Source organism: Streptomyces sp. DvalAA-14 (genome assembly GCF_900091855.1).
Taxonomy (GTDB): domain Bacteria; phylum Actinomycetota; class Actinomycetes; order Streptomycetales; family Streptomycetaceae; genus Actinacidiphila.
On sequence record NZ_FMCH01000227.1, the window covers coordinates 25001 to 41048 of the forward strand.

Below are 16048 nucleotides of genomic sequence, written 5' to 3' on the forward strand. Positions count from 1 at the left end.
TCCGACGGATTCGACAGATCCGACAGATTCGACAAGGGGAACCGCCATGAAGGCCACCTGCTGGACCGGTCGCAACTCGGTCGATGTCCTCGACGTCCCGGACCCGAAGATTCTCAACGCCGGTGACGCGATCATCCGTGTTACCTCCACCACCATCTGCGGCTCCGATCTGCACCTCTACGACGGCTACATCCCCACCATGAAGAAGGGCGACGTCCTCGGCCACGAGTTCATGGGCGAGGTCGTCGACGTGGGCTCCGACGTCCGCAACCTCAAGATCGGCGACCGGGTCGTCGTCCCCTTCCCCATCGCCTGCGGCCGGTGCTGGGCCTGCAAGCACGAGCTGTACTCCGTGTGCGAGAACTCCAACCCCAACGCGGGCCTGGCCGAGAAACTCATGGGCCACAGCCCCGCCGGGATCTTCGGCTACTCCCACATGCTCGGCGGCTACGCCGGCGGCCAGGCCGAGTACGCCCGGGTGCCCTTTGCCGACATCGGCCCGATCAAGGTCGGCGACGAGCTGAGCGACGACCAGGTCCTGTTCCTGTCCGACATCCTGCCCACCGGCTACATGGGCGCCGACAACTGCGACATCACGCCCGGCGACACCGTCGCGGTGTGGGGCGCGGGCCCGGTCGGCCAGTTCGCCGCCGCCAGCGCCTACCTGCTCGGGGCTGAACGGGTCATCGTCATCGACCGCTTCCCCTCCCGGCTGGACCGCACCCGCGAGCACACCGGCGCGGAAACCCTCAACTACGAAGAGACAGACACCCTCGAAGCACTCCGCGACCTGACCGCCGGCCGCGGCCCGGACGCGTGCATCGACGCGGTCGGTATGGAAGCACACCACCCGACCGGTCCGGTCAACGCGTACGACCGCACCAAGCAGGCCACCCGCATGGAAACCGAGCGCCCGCACGCTCTCCGCGAGGCGATCCTCGCCTGCCGCAACGGCGGGACGGTGTCGACCATCGGTGTCTACGGCGGTCTGATGGACAAGTTCCCGATCGGCTCGCTGATGAACCGGTCCCTGACGCTGCGCGCCGGCCAGTGCCACGTCCAGCACTACATGAAGCCGCTGCTGGAGCGTATCCGCAGCGGCGACATCGACCCCTCCTTCGTGGTCTCGCACCACCTGCCCCTGGACGAGGCCCCGCGCGCCTACGAGATGTTCAAGAACAAGCGGGGCGAAACCAACAAGATCATCCTCAAGCCCTGAAGGTGAACCCCGCTTGATACCGGGTCCATGCCGGTCCGCCACCGAGAAAGCGCCTCACCGGCCGAAACGTGAGGACCCGACCGTCACCTGGCGTCCGAGGAGGCTGATCTCGACGCCGTCCTGGGTGGCGCGCGCCGCGGTGAAGGTGACTCCGGCTGACAGCAGGATTGCGCCTCGCGACGCGTACGTATGGAAGACGAAGGGCCCGGCGGTCGCTCGACGGCCGGGCCCTTCGCTGCGGCGGAGATCAGCTCAGGGTGTCACCTCAGCGTGATCGAAAAGATTCCACGGCCGTGGGTGGCGGCGTAGACGCGCCCGTCGGGGCCGGCCTTGAGCTGGAGGACGGCCACGGCCGGCAGCTTCCCGACGCGGCTCCAGGTGGTGTGGTGCGGGGCGCGGTAGACGACGCCGAGGTCGGTGGCCAGCGCGAGGCCGCCGCCGGGCAGGGCCAGCAGCGAGTCGGTGGGCACGTCGGGGAGGTTGGCGGAGATGTCCTTCCATGTGGTGCCGCCGTCGGTGGACTCGAAGACGTGGCCGACGCCGGCGCCGGGGCCTTCGGTCCAGTGCCGGGAGAAGCCGTTCACGGCGAGATAGACGTGGCTTGAGTTGGCCGGGTCGATGGCGAGGCCGGACAGGTACCGGTTGGGCACGGTTCCGTCGGCGCCGGTGGCGGGCAGGCTCACCTGGTGCCAGCCGGTGCCGTCGGCGTTGCCGACCGCGATGCCGCGGGTGAAGCCCTGGTTGTTGCAGGGCCCGCACCAGGCGGCGTAGACCTTGCCGCCCTGGGCGGCGACGGCGGTGGCGGTGTGGCCGTCGCCGAGGTCGAAGGCATCGGTCCACTCGTCGCCGCTGCGGATGGCGTAGCCGTGGGTCTGTACCCAGACGTGCTGGCCGCCGGCGATCCAGGTGTCGCTGTCGCGGGTGTCCGCGGTCAGGGGGGCGGTGAAGCGGGCGGCGCCGGTGGCGTTGTCGGGCGGGGCGACGTCGTAGCTGGTGGCCTTGGCGGGGTCGTCGACCCAGGCGCCGTTGTTGACCGCGCAGTTCTGGGTGACGTTGACGGCCAGGTAGACGTATTCCTGGGCGATATCGCACCCGTTGGCCGGGTCGGTGAGGGTGTCGCCGCCGTCACCGCCGAAGTTGGAGCCCATGACCTTGTCACCGGGCCGCAGAATGGACTGGCCGTTGTCCTGCAGGCCGCCGTTGACGGTCACGCCGCGGCGGGAGGGGTCGCGGCCGATGCCCACCGAGTAGTACTGCAGGGTGTCGATGGTGCCGTCGTTGGTGGACACCCAGTCGGTTGCGTGGCCGGCCGCGTCGGTGCGGCCGTTGAGCGGGCGCTTGTAGACGCCGCCGTCGTCGCCGACGTAGACGTACGGCCTGCCGTGGTTGCTGCCGATGGTGACCGCGTGCTGGTCGGCGTGGGTGGTGGGGCTGCAGTCGCCGGTCTGCTTGGTCGGGTCGATGCTCCAGCAGGGGAAGTCGAAGTTCCAGTACGGGCCCACCGCCGACCAGTTCGCGCCGCTGTCCTTGGTCTCGAAGACCTCTTCCAGCCCGGCGTACACGTGCGTGGCGTCGGTGGGGTCGACTTGGAGGAACTCGTTGTACCAGGCCTGTACACCGGGCATGAAGCCCGGTTCGTCCAGCGCGGAGCCGGAGGCTGCCAGCGTCTCGGTGTCCGCGATCCGGGTCCAGTTGCCGAACGGGTCGCCGGTCTTCGAGACGTAGATGCCGTCCAGGTTGCTGTCCGGGTCGGTGTTCAGCGCGGTGGGGGACTGGTTGATCGCGTAATAGCGGGAGCCGTCCTTGGAGCGGGCGAAGGTCACGTTGCCCACGGTGGCCGCGTCGGTGGGCAATGCGCCCAGCGAGCCGACCCGGGTCCAACTGCTCCCGACCTTGCGGTAGAAGCCGTTGTAGGTGTCACCGCTGCGCCAGCCGACCGCCAGCAGGACGTTGGAGGGGTTCCTGGGGTCGATCGCCACGTCGTTGGCGATGTTCTTGTACGGCGCGTTCGGGTCGCTCGCGAGGGAACCGCCGGGCAGATAGGCCGGGTTGGGGGCGAACTCCAGCTTCCACGGGCCGCGCAGGTCCGTCGTGGAGTGGCTCCACACGCCCTTGCTGGTCGAGGCCCACACCTTGTCGCCGCCGAAGCGCAGGGTGTGGATGGTGGTGGAGTCCAACTCGGCGCCGCCGACGCGGTCGTAGGTGCTGAAGGTGCCGCCGTGCGGATGCGCCAGGACGTACACCCCGCTGCCGAGGTACGCGTCCGCGTTCGTCGTGGCCTCACCGGTGCCCAGCCACAGCCGCCCCCGGCCGTCGAGCGCCAGCGCGCCGGTGGCCTGGGAGGGCAGCGCGTCGCTGATCGGCTGCCAGTGCCCGCCGCCGGTCGCCGACCGCCAGACACCGCCGCCGGCGCTGCCCTCGTAGACGTATCCGTCGTCGTCGGCCGCGAGTGCGGCGGCCCGGCCGGTCACCAGGCCCGAACCGCCGCTGGAGTTGGAGGAGATGTCGCGGTAGCGCGGATCGTCGGAGTTGTAGGGAAGCCCCGTCACCGGCTTCCAACGTCCCCCCGTTTGCTGGAGCTTGTTCAGCTGGTCCCAGGCGGCGGTGAAGGCGCCGGGGGCGATGGTGCCGGGGGAGGTGCGCGCCTCGGCGAACTGGTCAGCGCCCTCGGCGATCTCGTCGGCCTCGCCGCCACCGTCGTCGTCACCCCCGCCGTCGGCGGCCGTGACAGCGGCGTTGAACGCTCGCGGGTGAATGGCTGGATGCCCGGGCGCGGCACCGGCCGGAATCGCGAACAGCGCCGCCAGTGCCGTGATGGTCGAGATCGTCAGCCAGTGTCTCTTGCGGGTCGGTGCCTGCACGGAGTCTCCCGAACGAACGTGGATGTGGACTGTTCGGAGCGACCTGATCACGTCAGCGGGCGGCGGGGTGCCGGAAAGACAAGAGCTTGGCCGGGATTTTGACAAGAACCTGCCATTTCCCCGGTTCACCGGATTGCCGCCTGTCCCCGTCCCGGCGCCCGGCCGGCGGCGTCCTTTGTCAGCTCTTCGTCTTGTGTTTGCCTTTCGCGAGGCCCTTGCCGTGACCGGCGCTGTGTCCATGGCCCGGCGGGGTTTTGGGGCCCTGACCGGGATCCGCCGGAGGTGCGACCGCCGCTGCCCGGTCAGGGGCTGAGGAAGGGCCGGCGGCGGGTCCGGTCGTCGACCCGTGGCGCGAGGCGGTCGTACGAGCGGGCAACGCCGGTGTCCGCCTCGTGGCTGACGAGGTGGCCGGCGCGGGACGGTGGTCCGCCGCACCGGGAGCGTGATGCCCGCCGTCCGAGACCGCCACGACGATGCCCGTCGTGGCGATGACCGCGAGCGCGCCCGTAGCCGCCAGGGCGAGCGGCAGACGCCGCCGCCGCGCCGGGGTGCCTTGTGGCGGGCCGGCATCGGCGCCCTCTGTCCAGGACGTCTCTGCCTCGGGTGCGGTGGCGGGCGGGGGTACCCACGTGTCCGGGACCGAGCGGAAGAGTGCGGCGCAATCCGCGGCGCCGGGTCGGGACCACGGGTCGGAGCGTGTCATCGCCTCCAGGACCGGCCTCAGGGGCTCGGGCACGTCCTCCCCGATCTCCGGCGACCGCATCAGCCGGGCGTATCCGGCTTCCGGCAGAGCGCCCCGGAATTCCCTCGCGCCCTTGAGACACTCCAGCAGAACGAGCCCCAACGCGTAGACGTCGGACGCCGGCCCCGAGCCATTGCCGAGGATCTGTTCGGGGGCCATATAGGCCACGGTGCCAACGAGCGTGCCCGCTTCGGCGCGCGTCGGTTCATCGATCGGGCGGGACACCCCGAAATCAGCGAGAAAGGGCTCTCCGTCGGCGTTCACCAGCACATTGGACGGTTTCATGTCACGGTGCACCACGCCCGCGGCATGCACATGCGCCAGTGCCGACGACAGCCGGCTGCCGAGCCGTACGACGTCGTCGTACCTCAGCGGACCGGCCGCTATCCGCTCGCGCAGGGTCATGCCGTCGATGTGCTCCATGACCAGGTAGGCGCCCTGCGCGTCCCGGCCGGAGTCGTAGACGGTCACCAGGTTCGGATGCCGTAGCCGGGCCAGCAGGACGCCCTCCTCGCAGAACCGGTCCTCGGCCACAGCGCGGGTACCCGGACGGAACCGCTTCACCGCGACCGTGCGGCCCAGCCGCAGATCCGTCCCCAGGAAGACATCCGCAGTTCCCCCCTGGCCCACATGCCCCTCCATCCGGTACCGGCCGGCCAGGAGCTCACCTCCCGGCTCGGCCGGAGGCATCTCGCGCTGCGGAGAATCCGGCATGCACAGCTCCCTCGGACAAGTGACAACAGGAACCGTTTACCCGACCGACCGCAGCGCACGCCAACCGACGGGCGTCCGCGAACGGTGACCTGCGGATCCGTGGTCGGCTCCGAGCTGCGCGCGGAACTCTCACGAAGGGTCATTTATGCCAGGGACTGGGCGTGCCTGCCTGCTGCGCACGGTCGAAGCGGTGTGAGATCGGGTGCGGGCGATGCCGGCGGTCAGGCTGGGACATCCGCAGGAGAACACTCGGGAGGCAACGGTGGCGGGTGACGGGTTCGGGCTGGCCAAGGTGCTGGCGGCAGCGGAGGACGCGGCGCCGGGGGCGTCTCTTGCTGTGGTGGCGCGCAATCTGCGCGACCGGTTCGAGGCGCGGGCGGTGTCGTTCCTGTTCGTCGACGTCGTCGGCCGGCAGATGGTGCGGGTCGACGAGGAGACCGCCTCGCAGGCCGACCGCGACGCCGATCAGATCCGGCTGGCCGGCAGCGTCTACGACCGGGTGCTGCGCACCCAGGAGCTGGTGCGGACCTCCGACGCGGGCCACGGAGAGCGGCTGCTCGCCCCGGTGACCAACCGTGGCGACACCATCGGTGTCCTGGAGTTGTCCCTGCCGCAGGTCAGCCAGGAGATCTTGGACGAGGTCCGCGAGGCCGCGCACGCACTGGCCTACATCATCGTCACCGACCGCCGCTTCACCGACCTCTACCGCTGGGGCCAGCGCGCCACCCCGCTCAGCCTGGCCGCCGAGATCCAGCGCCAGCTCCTGCCCGACGCCCCTTCCTGCGAAGCCGCACAGTTCGCCCTCGCGGCGTCCCTGGAGCCCGCCGACTCCGCCGCCGGGGACACCTACGACTACACCCTCGACCACGACACCCTGCACGTCTCCATCACCGACGCCATGGGCCACGACGTCGACGCCGCCCTTATGGCCACCCTCCTGGTCAACGCCTCGCGCGGCGCTCGCCGCGACGGCGCCGACCTGGCTGACCAGGCCCGCCGGATCGACCGGGCGATCCTCGACCACGGGCGCCACAGCGTCGCCACCGGACAGTTCCTGCGCATCGCCCTGGACGGAACCGGCACACAGCTCGTCAACGCCGGGCACCCCTGTCCGCTGCTCCTGCGCGACGGCACGGTGAACGAGATGCGCCTGGATGTCGACCCGCTCTTCGGCGTCCCCGGAGCCACCACCTACCACGTCCAGGACCTCGACCTGCGCCCCGGCGACCGCGTCCTGCTCTACACCGACGGCATGCAGGAACGGCAAGCCGAGTCCGTGGACCTGCCCGGCCTGGTCCGCGACACCGCCTCGGAACACCCCCGCGAGGTCGTGCGCGTCCTGACCACAGCGGTCACCGACGCCTGCCGCGGCCACCTGGCCGACGACGCCACCGTGCTGTGCCTCGACTGGCACGGCCCGCACCACGGGGGCCGTCGCCTCAGGGCCGGAGCCGACCGATGAGCGCAGACCTCGTGCCCCGCCGCTGACCGCGGCCCGAGACAAGGCCCTCCTCCCCGCCGCACCGGCCGGAAGCGGCCGCCTACCCGACGGTGTTCTCCTGCCGCGTCGCGCTCGCGATGTGGGGCCGGGCGGGATCCGGGGCTGCGGGGAGGGTGAAGACGATGCGCGTCCCGGGGGAGTGCGCGGTGTCGAGGGTGATGGTGCCGCCGTGGAATTCGGCGATCTTCTTGCACAGGGCGAGGCCGATGCCCGTTCCCGGGTAGGCGTCGCGGGTGTGCAGGCGCTGGAAGAGGACGAAGACCTTGTCGGCGAACTCGGGGTCGATGCCGATGCCGTTGTCGGTCACGGCCAGTTGCCACAGGTCGCCGTCCCCGTCGCCGTCGCGGGTGGCGGTGACACGGATGTGCGGTTCGCGGTCGGGGGAGCGGAACTTCAGCGCGTTGGACAGCAGGTTCTGCAGCAGCATCCCCAGCTGGCCGGCATTGCCGTACACGGTGGGAAGGCGGTCGTGCGTGATGGTCGCGCCGGACTCCTCGATCGCCACACTCAGGGTGTCCGTGGTGCCCGCGAAGACCTGGTCGAGGTCGACTTCCACATGTTCGGTGTGCACCCGCCCGACCCGTGAGAACGTCAGCAGCTCGTTGATCAGGACCTGCATCCGGTTCGCGCCGTCGACGGCGTACCCGATGTACGTCACGCCGCGCTCGTCCAGCTGGTCCCGGTAACGGCGCTCCAGGAGCTGGCAGAAGCTGGCGACCTTGCGCAGCGGCTCCTGCAGGTCGTGGGAGGCGACGTAGGCGAACTGCTCCAGCTCGGCGTTGGAGCGCCGCAGTTCGGCGGCCTGCTCGTCGAGCCTGCCGCGGGCCTCGTCGGTGACGGCGAGCTGGTCGGCCAGCCGTCGGCGCATCTGCTCGACATCGGCGGCCAGTTGATGGATGTCGGCGGGGCCGGTGGCGGCAACGGGGTGGGTGAAGTCGCCGGCCGCGACCCGCCGGACATCGCGGGAGAGTTGTTCCAGAGGGCGGTTGACACCCCGGCGCAGGCCGGCGAATACCAGTACGGCCAGCGCTGCGACGACGGCGGCGATCAGCGAGAACACCGTCGTGCGCAGCTGCCGGGCCCCGGTCAGATCGCTGCGGGAGTGATCGCGGGCGCTTTGCAGGTCCTGCTCCAGGGCGGTCATGGTCACCCGCAGCGCGTCGAACATCTGCTTGCCCTGGGCGGCCCGGTCGGTGGCCAGTACGGCCGGCTTCCCGGCGGGGGAGGCCGCGACAGGGCGGGCGATGAGCTGCTGCCAGCTCTGCGCCCGGCGCAGCACCTGGTCGAGGTCCGCCAGCGCCACCCGGTCACCGTGGCCGCCGTCGCTGAGCAGCACCCGCAACCGCGCGGTCTGTGCGCTCTGCTGCGCCAGGCCTTGCTGGTACGGCTGGAGAAACGTCTGCTCTCCGGTGAGCCCGTAACCGCGGATCCCGGTCTCCTGGTTCAGCAAGGCGCTTTCCAGTCTGATCGAGGCCACCAGGGCGGGTGTGCTGCCGTCGACCAGGCGATTGCTGATCGCGGTGGACCGGGCGAACACCCACACCCCCACGCAGGACAGCGCGAGAAGGACGGCAAGGGCAGCCGACACCCCGGCCGTCAGCCACTGCCGTGTCGACCATCCCCCCGGCAACCGCCGCCGCAGGAACCCCGGCGCGACCGAGTCGGCTTCCGCGCTGCGGGCTGCCACGCCTTCGGGCGCCGGTATCTCTTCTGCTGGGCCCGCCATGTGGACTCCTCATCTCAGCTCCCGCCGTCACGAGCGCAGCAGCACCCGGCCGCCAGGCTGGGCGGGCTCATCGTATGCGAGGATGACAACACCTGTTGTCGCATGCACGCCTTGGCCTCGCTGTCACGCTCCAGCGCGCCAGCAGAGGGCCCCTGTCCCAAGCCAGAGCCTCAGCCGGCACCCGCACGGTCCTGGTCCCGATCAGCGGCACCGCGCCGATCGGCCTGGGCGTCGGCGGTTTCGCGCCGCGCCGGCCGAGCAAGCAGATCGTGGTGCGACCGTCCCTGAATCCCGTTCCGCTGTGGCCACCGTGTCAGAGCGTCGGATCCGCTGGGGCGATCCAGCAGCCCGGTTTTGTTGGACACGGCGGGCTCGGGTCGGGTTCGACGTCGTCAGAGGCTTGAGCTGGGGTGCGGGGTGCCGGCGAGGTGTTGGGAAGCGGCGGCCCGCAGGAGTTCCAGCACGCGGCCCAGGTCGGGCCTGCGTGTCGTGCCGGCGCGGACCGTGGTGTAGATGGTCCGCGTGACAGGCGTGGCGAGCGGGTGCAGGGCGAGCGATGTGCGGGTCTCGGGCAGGGCAAGCTGGGGCACGAGGGCGACTCCGGCCCTTGCGGAGACCAGGGCGGTCAGCACGGAGAAGTCGCTGCTTCGGGTGCGGATCGAAGGTGCGAATCCGGCTGCGCCGCAGGCCCGTTGGATCATCTCGTAACAGGAGGTGTCGGGGCCCGGGGTGAGCCAGGCATGACCGGCCACACGGGCGAGGTCGACGGGTTCACCGGGGTGCAGGCCGAGGGCGGCGGCGTGTTCGGGGTGTATCGCGAGCACGACGGGGTCGTGCAGGAGAACCCGGTGTTCGCAGCCGGGCGGAAACTCCCGGGGCAGCACGGTGTACGCGTGGACGATGGCAAGGTCGGTCTCTTGTCGGCGCAGCGCGGCCAGGGCCAGGTCGGGTTCCTGCTCGACCAGGTACAAGGTGACTTCGAGTTCGCCTCTGGCGGTCAGCCCGGACCATACGCGGGGCATGAGAATGCGGGCGGCGGAGGCGAAAGCGGCCATCCTGACCGTGCCCCGCGTGCCGCCTTTGAGGGCGGCGAGTTCGGACTCGGCAGCGGCCAGGTCAGCGAGGACGACCTCCGCATGGGCGACGAGCAGTTCCCCGGCGGCGGTCAACCGCAGGGAGCGGCCGTGCTTTTCGACCACCGGGAGACCGGCTTCCCGATCCAGCGCCGCCAGATGCTGGGAGATGGCGGGGGCGGTCAGGTGGAGCGCCTCGGCCGTCGCAGCCACGGTTCCGTGGATCGCCAGGTAGCGGAGGACACGTAGTCGTCGCACATCAAGCATGAAGTCGAACTTCTCAGTCGTGTTCGGATGCGCATACTCCCCCTTCCATCCGAGCGGGAAGGCATCGCTTGGCTGGGTAGAGGTCAGGTCACGGCAGGTCAGGTAGGCCAGGGGCCGATGAGGCCCAAAGCGTAAGTAGTTCTATGGGTCAAGCATACTAAGACTAACTAGATCTTTGGCTATGAGTGGGCCACGCTGAGGCCCGTGACCTCTCGCTTGTTCTCGCCCAGCCTTCTGGCCCTGGCCGGCACCGTTGTCCTGTGGGCGTCTGCGTTCCCTGCGATCAGTGTCGGAGTGGACGGTCTTGGTGTCGCTGCCCTATCGGTGCTGCGGCTTGGCTCGGCGGCCTTGGTGCTTGTCGTTTGCGCTCCTCTGGCGGGGGTGCGGATTCCCGCGAGGAGCGATGTGCCGCGGATCGCGGTGTGCGGGGCGACCGGTATGACGGCCTACCAGGTGCTCCTCAACTGGGGCGAGGTTCACGTTCCGGCCGGGACTGCCAGCCTCATCATCGCCGCGGCCCCGGTGTTCAGTGTGCTGCTGGGCGCGCTGTTCCTCGGCGAGCGGCTGACCCGGCGAGTGATCGGTGGCAGTGCGACAGCGCTCTGCGGTTGTGCGGTGGTGGCTGTCGTGGGCGGGGCCGGCGGTGTTTCGGCCAGTGCGTTCGTGGTGCTCGCGGCTGCTGTTGTGCAAGGCGTCTACCATTTCGCGACGAAGCCGCTGCTTCGTGAGTACGGCGGGCTCGAGGTGGCGACCTATGCGATGGTCGCAGGCTCCGTTTTCGCGTTGCCGCTCGTCCCGGCGACCGTCCGTGCAGTCACCCATGCTCCCGCCGGGGCGATCGGGGCCGCGTTGTACCTGGGCCTGCTCCCGTCCGCGCTGGGCTTCGTCATCTGGGGGTATGCGGTCGCGCGCCTGCCGCTGGCCGCCTCCACGGCGGCGCTGTACCTGGTGCCGCCGATCGCCCTTCTCGTTGCCTTCGTCTGGCTGGGGGAGGTACCGCGCGCCACTGCTCTGGCCGGCGGTGCGATCACGGTGGTGGGTGTGATCATCATCAACCGCCGCGGACCTCGGACCCCTGGCAGGTCTGCCTCCGCCGGGGCCCGTGGAAGATCTGAGCCTCAGGCGCCCGTGCCCGTGCCCGTGCCCGACGGCCAGGCGGCGGACAGCTCTCTGGCAGAAACCGATCTGCCGGAAGTCGCTTCTGTGGACGCCCGGGGACTTTGAGAGACGATGTCCCGGCCATACGGTGCACCACGTCGGCCATGGCCCCACTCGCAGCTGACGGAAAGGCCACGGGTTCGTCGTCCGGCATGCCAGCGCGCTTCGGCGACGAGCAACCGCCGGAGCCGAACCGAGAGCAGCCTTCGCCCCCGAGTCACCCATCCGTAACTGGACCCCGTTTTCGGCGAAGCCGCCCTGAGGAGTCCGCCACAGGCCCCTCCGGGACCGACGCCCACCTCTCCATGGCCACGACGATCTCCGCCAGCCGGAGCTCGAAGGCCACCACGCCGACCTCGCCGGCTCTGTATCCCTGCCACAGGCCGACGAGCTGATCCTCCCGCTCGCCGAAGTCGATCAACTTGTCGGCGAGGGCGAAGCCGTGCAGAGAAGGCTTCCCGACCTCAAGCACCCAACGGCTCGCGGCCGCGTCCGCGGTAATACCGCGACCCGCCAGCTCGATGATGCTGAACGGCACCCCGGGGTGAGCTGCCACAGCCAGAAACACACCCAGCGACACTGAGTTCCGCTCGGTCTTCTCCGCCACCCGCCAAACCCTCCCCACAGCAGCAAGCCGCACGCTGGACACGGCAAGTCGGCAGCCTACAGAGATACCCGACCAAGGATCCGCTGCGCGCCACTGGCTGGGCGGGGGCGGGCTCGCCGATCACGCGGGCCAGCAGGTCCGGATCGGTCAGCCGTTGTCCTGCGGCGGCCCCTCTCTCCGTGCGGGCCCGCGCGGCACTCGTAGCAGCGGCGCCGGCGCCCTTGCACTCAGGGCGGGGTGAGGGTCGGGCCGCCGGGGCCGCTCGGATGTGGTGCGCCGGCGGGTCATGGCACACTTTCCGGCTGCCATGAACCGCCCGCTTTCCTTCAGCGTTTATCCGGCGGCTCGGTCATGCCGCCGCGATGTCAGGCCTTGGTGACGAGGCCGAGCTGCTGGAGGACGGTGACGCCGTCGTCCAGGCCGATCTCCTGGGTGATGAGGCCGTTTTCGACCTTGAGGACGGTGGTGCCGGTGAAGTGCATGGTCTTGCCGGTGCCGGCGGGCAGGGAGCCAATGGGCATGTCGTCGAAGGCGTCACCGGTCTGGGTGCCGCCGCCCTCCCACTGGCCGACGACGTAGTCGCCTTCGGCGATCAGGTCGGCGGTACCGGAGAAGGCGAGGTCGGGGAACGCCGCCCGGAACTTCGTCGCGAAGGCACGCACCTCGTCGCGTCCGCGGCAGGGAGCATGCAGGGAGTACTCGAAGCGGATGTCCGGCGCCGCGATCTCGTCGATGACAGCCGGATTGAAGTCGGGGCCCCAGAACTCGGTGAACCAGCGACCGACAACTGCCTTGTTCTCTTCTACCGACATGATGTGCTCCCAGATGGATTGGGGGTGCTGCCTTGTGCAGGCTTTTCGGCACGTAGACGGTGGGCCGCTGCGAAACGTGAGACGAACGGGCCGCTGAGGGTCAAAAAGATGCGCGTGGGAGCCCACCCGGTCCGTGCGGAATGAGCGGCGGTGGGCGCGGCCAACGGCCGCAATCCGCTGGGCATCCTCACTCCCTGCGACCGGGTGGTCGGTGCAGACGGCAAGCTGGTGGGCTACGCCGGCGGCCTCGACCGCAAGCTCGACCTGCTGGACCTGGAGCGGCCGGCCCGAGGCGGTGCCGCCCGGCTTTTTTGAGGTGCGGTCTCACGTTCGCTGCCGCTGGGGCGTTTACCGGGTGTGACGAAGTCCGGCACCGTCAGCCCGCGCATCCTGCTGGCACCCGCGCGACTCGACGAGGTCGGCGGCCAGGACGCCAAGAACATCCTTCTCACCCTGGAGGCAGCAGCATGACCACCACCACGACACAGGACATCTTCGCCCGGCGCATCGACAGCGCCGACTGGCCCGCGGTCACCGACGAGATCAACGACTACGGATGCGCACTGCTGCCGCAGCTGCTCACCCCCGCCGAATGCGCCGACATCGCCCAGCTCTACGACCGGGCCGACCTGTTCCGGGCCACGATCGACATGCGGCGCCACCGCTTCGGCGAAGGGCAGTACCGCTACTTCGACAGCCCCTTCCCCGAAGCGGTGCAGCGGCTCCGCGAAGAGCTGTACCCGCGGCTGCTGCCCATCGCCCGCGACTGGTACGCCAAGCTCGGCCGCGACGCCGAATGGCCCGACACACTCGAGGAATGGCTGGAGATCTGCCACCAGGCCGGCCAGGAACGGCCCTCACCCATCCTGCTGCGCTACGAGACCGGCGGCTGGAACGCCCTGCACCGCGACATCTTCGGCGACAAGGTCTTCCCGCTCCAGGTCGTCATCAACCTGAACACACCGGGTGCGGACCACACCGGCGGCGAATTCCTCCTCGTCGAGCAGCGGCCCCGCGCGCAGTCACGCGCCACAGCCACCCTCGTCCCCCAGGGCCACGGACTCATCTTCACCACCCGCGACCGGCCGGTGATGTCCAAGCGCGGCTGGTCCGCCGCCCCGGTACGGCACGGCGTTTCCGCCGTTCGCTCCGGCCGGCGCCACACCCTCGGCCTCGTCTTCCACGACGCCACCTGAACCGGTGGGCACCACCACCTGCATGCTCCTCGGAGCCGACCGGAAGACCTGTCAGAGCACCCGGCCGGCGTGTTTCTCGCCGACGAGGCGACCGCCCTCGCGGCCGGCTGCCGGCCCTGCGGAACGTGCCTGCCGGAGACCTGCCGAACGTGACGGGAAGACCCCGTTCCTGTACTACATCCGCCACGGCCTCAAGGCTGAGAAGCACTCACGCCAAGGCTCATGCCGCTGCCCCACGACCGCGTCCAACCTCCCCTTGCCGGAAACGGGGCGGCGCTTACCTTGCGGGTCGGGGACCGTGTGCCTGTTGCGGTGGAAGCCGCCGGACACCGCCTTCGAGCCGCCGGCGAAGCCGCGGCAACTCCGATTCCTGGGCGGCGATCCGGGACAGGGCCCGCCGGCTGAACAGACGTGCGTTGCCGCAGTCGGCGGCCGGTCAATGTTCTGCCGGATACCGTGGCCCCGCAGACCGGGGGGTCGGCGGGGCCACATTCAGTGTCGCAGGTCGCCACCGCGCGAGCTGAGCTTCGGGGTGATCCGGCCCGCCCCGGTGCCGCGTGCGCGGGGTCCTGACGGGCTGCCTAGATGTCGCCGACGGCGAGCTGGTCGATCGTGGCGGAGTAGCTGGTGAGCCCGCCGCTCACGCACGCGGCGCCCAGTTCGATCGAGCTGCTGGTGGTGCGGCCGTTGGCGCGTGCGGTGCCGCCGGCGTAACTGCCGGTAGCGATGGAGCCGCCCTCCAGCGAGAAGGACTGTGCGTCGCCCCGGAAGGTGGTCTGGTCGATGACGGTCCTGGTTCCGTCGTTCCAGTAGATCGTCGCCTTGGCGTAGCCCGGTCCGTAGGGGCCGGGGCACTGTGCGGTCAGGGAGGCTTCGAGCCGGATCGTGCCGCCGGTGATCTTCGGATGCCGGCGGGAGGAGCAGTTGCCCAACTCACCGTTGGCGGAGAGCCGTACGGTGTTCTTGCTGAACGTGACGCCGGGATTGAACTGCACGTCGAGCGAGCCACCGTGGCAGGTGACGTCGCCGATACCGTCCGGGTCTGCGGCCGACGCCGGGCTGACGGGGGCGAGAACGATCACCGCGGCAGCGGCAACGGCCGCCGAGATCAGGGGACTGCGCACGTGGGGGACCTCGTTCCGATTGCGGGTGGGGGAGCGAACGCCAACAGGGAACCCGCTCGCGTACCGGCCCACCGGCACCGCCCCTCTGTGCCGTTCCCATGCCACCCGAACGGCGCACCTTGCGGGGCCCGACGGAGCGACGGCTGTCCGCTGCCACGGGGCCTTGACCGTTTGCCGCGGAAGTTTGACCGAGTGGGAGCTGCTGCTGTCGACCGGCCAGGTGCCGCGCGCTGTGATCAGCCGGTGCAGCGCTGCGTGCTGAGTGCAGCGCCGCACCGTCCGATCAGTCGACCTCGACGCTGGCCCCGAACTCGCTGACGCTGGAACGGGCCCGGTCCACGGTTTCCAATACCACTCCCGAGCAGTTCGGTCGCTCGTAGATGCGTGCCTTCCTGTCGGTTTGGTGTCGACGGACATCGGCCACCGGTTCGAGTTGTAGCCCGCGGTGAGGCAGAGCACTTGCGTCGGCCGCGCTGGGCCCACCGGCGTCCTCGGATCCAGCCGCATCTGTCGCCTGCATAGGCCAGGGGCTCATGTCCATCCCCCATGGGCGGGACTGCGTTTTCGGTCGTCCGCCTCCCCTCCGGGCTGTTTCCCTCCCGCGGCTCCCAACGCGATCCGACATCAAACATCGGTTTACAGACTCTTTTGAGGATTAGTACAGGTATTAACCTGTTTGGCCGACTCGTCCGCTTGCCAAGGATGTGGACAAGTACGAAACGCGAGAGGGGAAGTTCGCCATGGCGGATTGGGTGAAGATCGCGGGCAGTCTCAGTGCGATCTCGGCGGGATCAAGGACGACGGTGTGGGGGGTGAACGCGGCGAGTGCCATCTACCGGTACACCAACTACGACGCCAACCCGTGGATCAACATCCCCGGCGCGCTGAGCGACATCGGTGCCGCGGCCGACGGCACCGTGTGGGGCGTCAACAGCGGCAACCAGATCTACCGGTACGCCGGGGACCAGGGTGCGTCGAACCCGTGGGTGGGCATCAACGGCAGCCTGGTCCGCATCGACGCGGGCTCCAGGACGAACGTGTGGGGAGT

13 protein-coding genes are annotated in these 16048 nt (G+C 69.9%); 6 read left to right on the top strand and 7 right to left on the bottom strand.

Annotated features, from left to right (window positions below):
- Positions 1–46: 46 nt before the first annotated feature.
- A complete protein-coding gene (locus GA0115240_RS12075; RefSeq protein WP_093736677.1) occupies positions 47–1219 on the top strand; it encodes a zinc-dependent alcohol dehydrogenase in 1173 nt (390 codons plus the stop codon).
- A 260-nt stretch (positions 1220–1479) separates the two neighbouring features.
- Here GA0115240_RS12075 and GA0115240_RS12080 read toward each other — a convergent pair whose 3' ends face one another.
- Both GA0115240_RS12080 and GA0115240_RS12085 read right to left on the bottom strand, forming a co-directional pair.
- A complete protein-coding gene (locus GA0115240_RS12080) occupies positions 1480–4080 on the bottom strand; it encodes a glycosyl hydrolase (protein ID WP_093736678.1) in 2601 nt (866 codons plus the stop codon).
- 178 nt (positions 4081–4258) lie between these two features.
- Entirely contained in the window at positions 4259–5536 is a 1278-nt protein-coding gene (locus tag GA0115240_RS12085) for a serine/threonine-protein kinase (protein ID WP_093736679.1), read from the bottom strand.
- 262 nt (positions 5537–5798) lie between these two features.
- Between GA0115240_RS12085 and GA0115240_RS12090 the strand changes: the two genes are divergently transcribed.
- A complete protein-coding gene (locus GA0115240_RS12090; protein WP_256069778.1) occupies positions 5799–6998 on the top strand; it encodes a PP2C family protein-serine/threonine phosphatase in 1200 nt (399 codons plus the stop codon).
- Positions 6999–7077: 79 nt separating this feature from the next.
- On the opposite strand, the gene GA0115240_RS12095 is transcribed toward GA0115240_RS12090, so the two are convergent.
- On the bottom strand, positions 7078–8763 hold the full coding sequence (locus GA0115240_RS12095; protein WP_093736681.1) for a sensor histidine kinase: 1686 nt from the start codon (positions 8761–8763) through the stop codon (positions 7078–7080).
- 392 nt (positions 8764–9155) lie between these two features.
- Positions 9156–10103 (bottom strand): LysR family transcriptional regulator, encoded by a 948-nt coding sequence (locus GA0115240_RS12100; RefSeq protein WP_093736682.1) that lies wholly within the window; start codon positions 10101–10103, stop codon positions 9156–9158.
- A 204-nt stretch (positions 10104–10307) separates the two neighbouring features.
- Between GA0115240_RS12100 and GA0115240_RS12105 the strand changes: the two genes are divergently transcribed.
- Complete coding sequence (locus tag GA0115240_RS12105) at positions 10308–11327, top strand: DMT family transporter (protein WP_093736683.1); 1020 nt, start codon at positions 10308–10310, stop codon at positions 11325–11327.
- Between the two features lie 151 nt (positions 11328–11478).
- Here the strand turns inward: GA0115240_RS12105 and GA0115240_RS12110 are convergent, their stop codons facing one another.
- Complete coding sequence (locus GA0115240_RS12110) at positions 11479–11868, bottom strand: hypothetical protein (RefSeq protein WP_093736684.1); 390 nt, start codon at positions 11866–11868, stop codon at positions 11479–11481.
- Positions 11869–12233: 365 nt separating this feature from the next.
- Complete coding sequence (locus GA0115240_RS12115; RefSeq protein ID WP_093736685.1) at positions 12234–12680, bottom strand: ester cyclase; 447 nt, start codon at positions 12678–12680, stop codon at positions 12234–12236.
- A 150-nt stretch (positions 12681–12830) separates the two neighbouring features.
- Between GA0115240_RS12115 and GA0115240_RS12120 the strand changes: the two genes are divergently transcribed.
- Both GA0115240_RS12120 and GA0115240_RS12125 read left to right on the top strand, forming a co-directional pair.
- Positions 12831–12995 carry an MGMT family protein gene (locus GA0115240_RS12120; protein WP_093736686.1) on the top strand — a complete coding sequence of 55 codons (165 nt, stop codon included), beginning with the start codon at positions 12831–12833 and terminating at the stop codon, positions 12993–12995.
- Between the two features lie 152 nt (positions 12996–13147).
- On the top strand, positions 13148–13876 hold the full coding sequence (locus GA0115240_RS12125) for a 2OG-Fe(II) oxygenase (RefSeq protein ID WP_093736687.1): 729 nt from the start codon (positions 13148–13150) through the stop codon (positions 13874–13876).
- A 581-nt stretch (positions 13877–14457) separates the two neighbouring features.
- On the opposite strand, the gene GA0115240_RS12130 is transcribed toward GA0115240_RS12125, so the two are convergent.
- The gene (locus tag GA0115240_RS12130; protein WP_093736688.1) at positions 14458–15000 is read right to left on the bottom strand and encodes a hypothetical protein; all 543 of its coding nucleotides are present in this window, start codon (positions 14998–15000) and stop codon (positions 14458–14460) included.
- A gap of 740 nt (positions 15001–15740) precedes the next feature.
- On the opposite strand from GA0115240_RS12130, the gene GA0115240_RS12135 reads away from it, so the two are divergent.
- Positions 15741–16048 (top strand): tectonin domain-containing protein (locus tag GA0115240_RS12135; RefSeq protein WP_346267937.1); only part of this gene is annotated, 308 nt, incomplete at its 3' end.

What these genes read in the sequence shown, in the direction of transcription:
- GA0115240_RS12125 (WP_093736687.1), top strand. Translation starts at nt 13,148, where the DNA reads ATGACCACCACCACGACACAGGACATCTTCGCCCGGCGCATCGACAGC.
- GA0115240_RS12100 (WP_093736682.1), bottom strand. Translation starts at nt 10,103, where the DNA reads ATGCTTGATGTGCGACGACTACGTGTCCTCCGCTACCTGGCGATCCAC.
- GA0115240_RS12085 (WP_093736679.1), bottom strand. Translation starts at nt 5,536, where the DNA reads ATGCCGGATTCTCCGCAGCGCGAGATGCCTCCGGCCGAGCCGGGAGGT.
- GA0115240_RS12075 (WP_093736677.1), top strand. Translation starts at nt 47, where the DNA reads ATGAAGGCCACCTGCTGGACCGGTCGCAACTCGGTCGATGTCCTCGAC.
- GA0115240_RS12115 (WP_093736685.1), bottom strand. Translation starts at nt 12,680, where the DNA reads ATGTCGGTAGAAGAGAACAAGGCAGTTGTCGGTCGCTGGTTCACCGAG.
- GA0115240_RS12095 (WP_093736681.1), bottom strand. Translation starts at nt 8,763, where the DNA reads ATGGCGGGCCCAGCAGAAGAGATACCGGCGCCCGAAGGCGTGGCAGCC.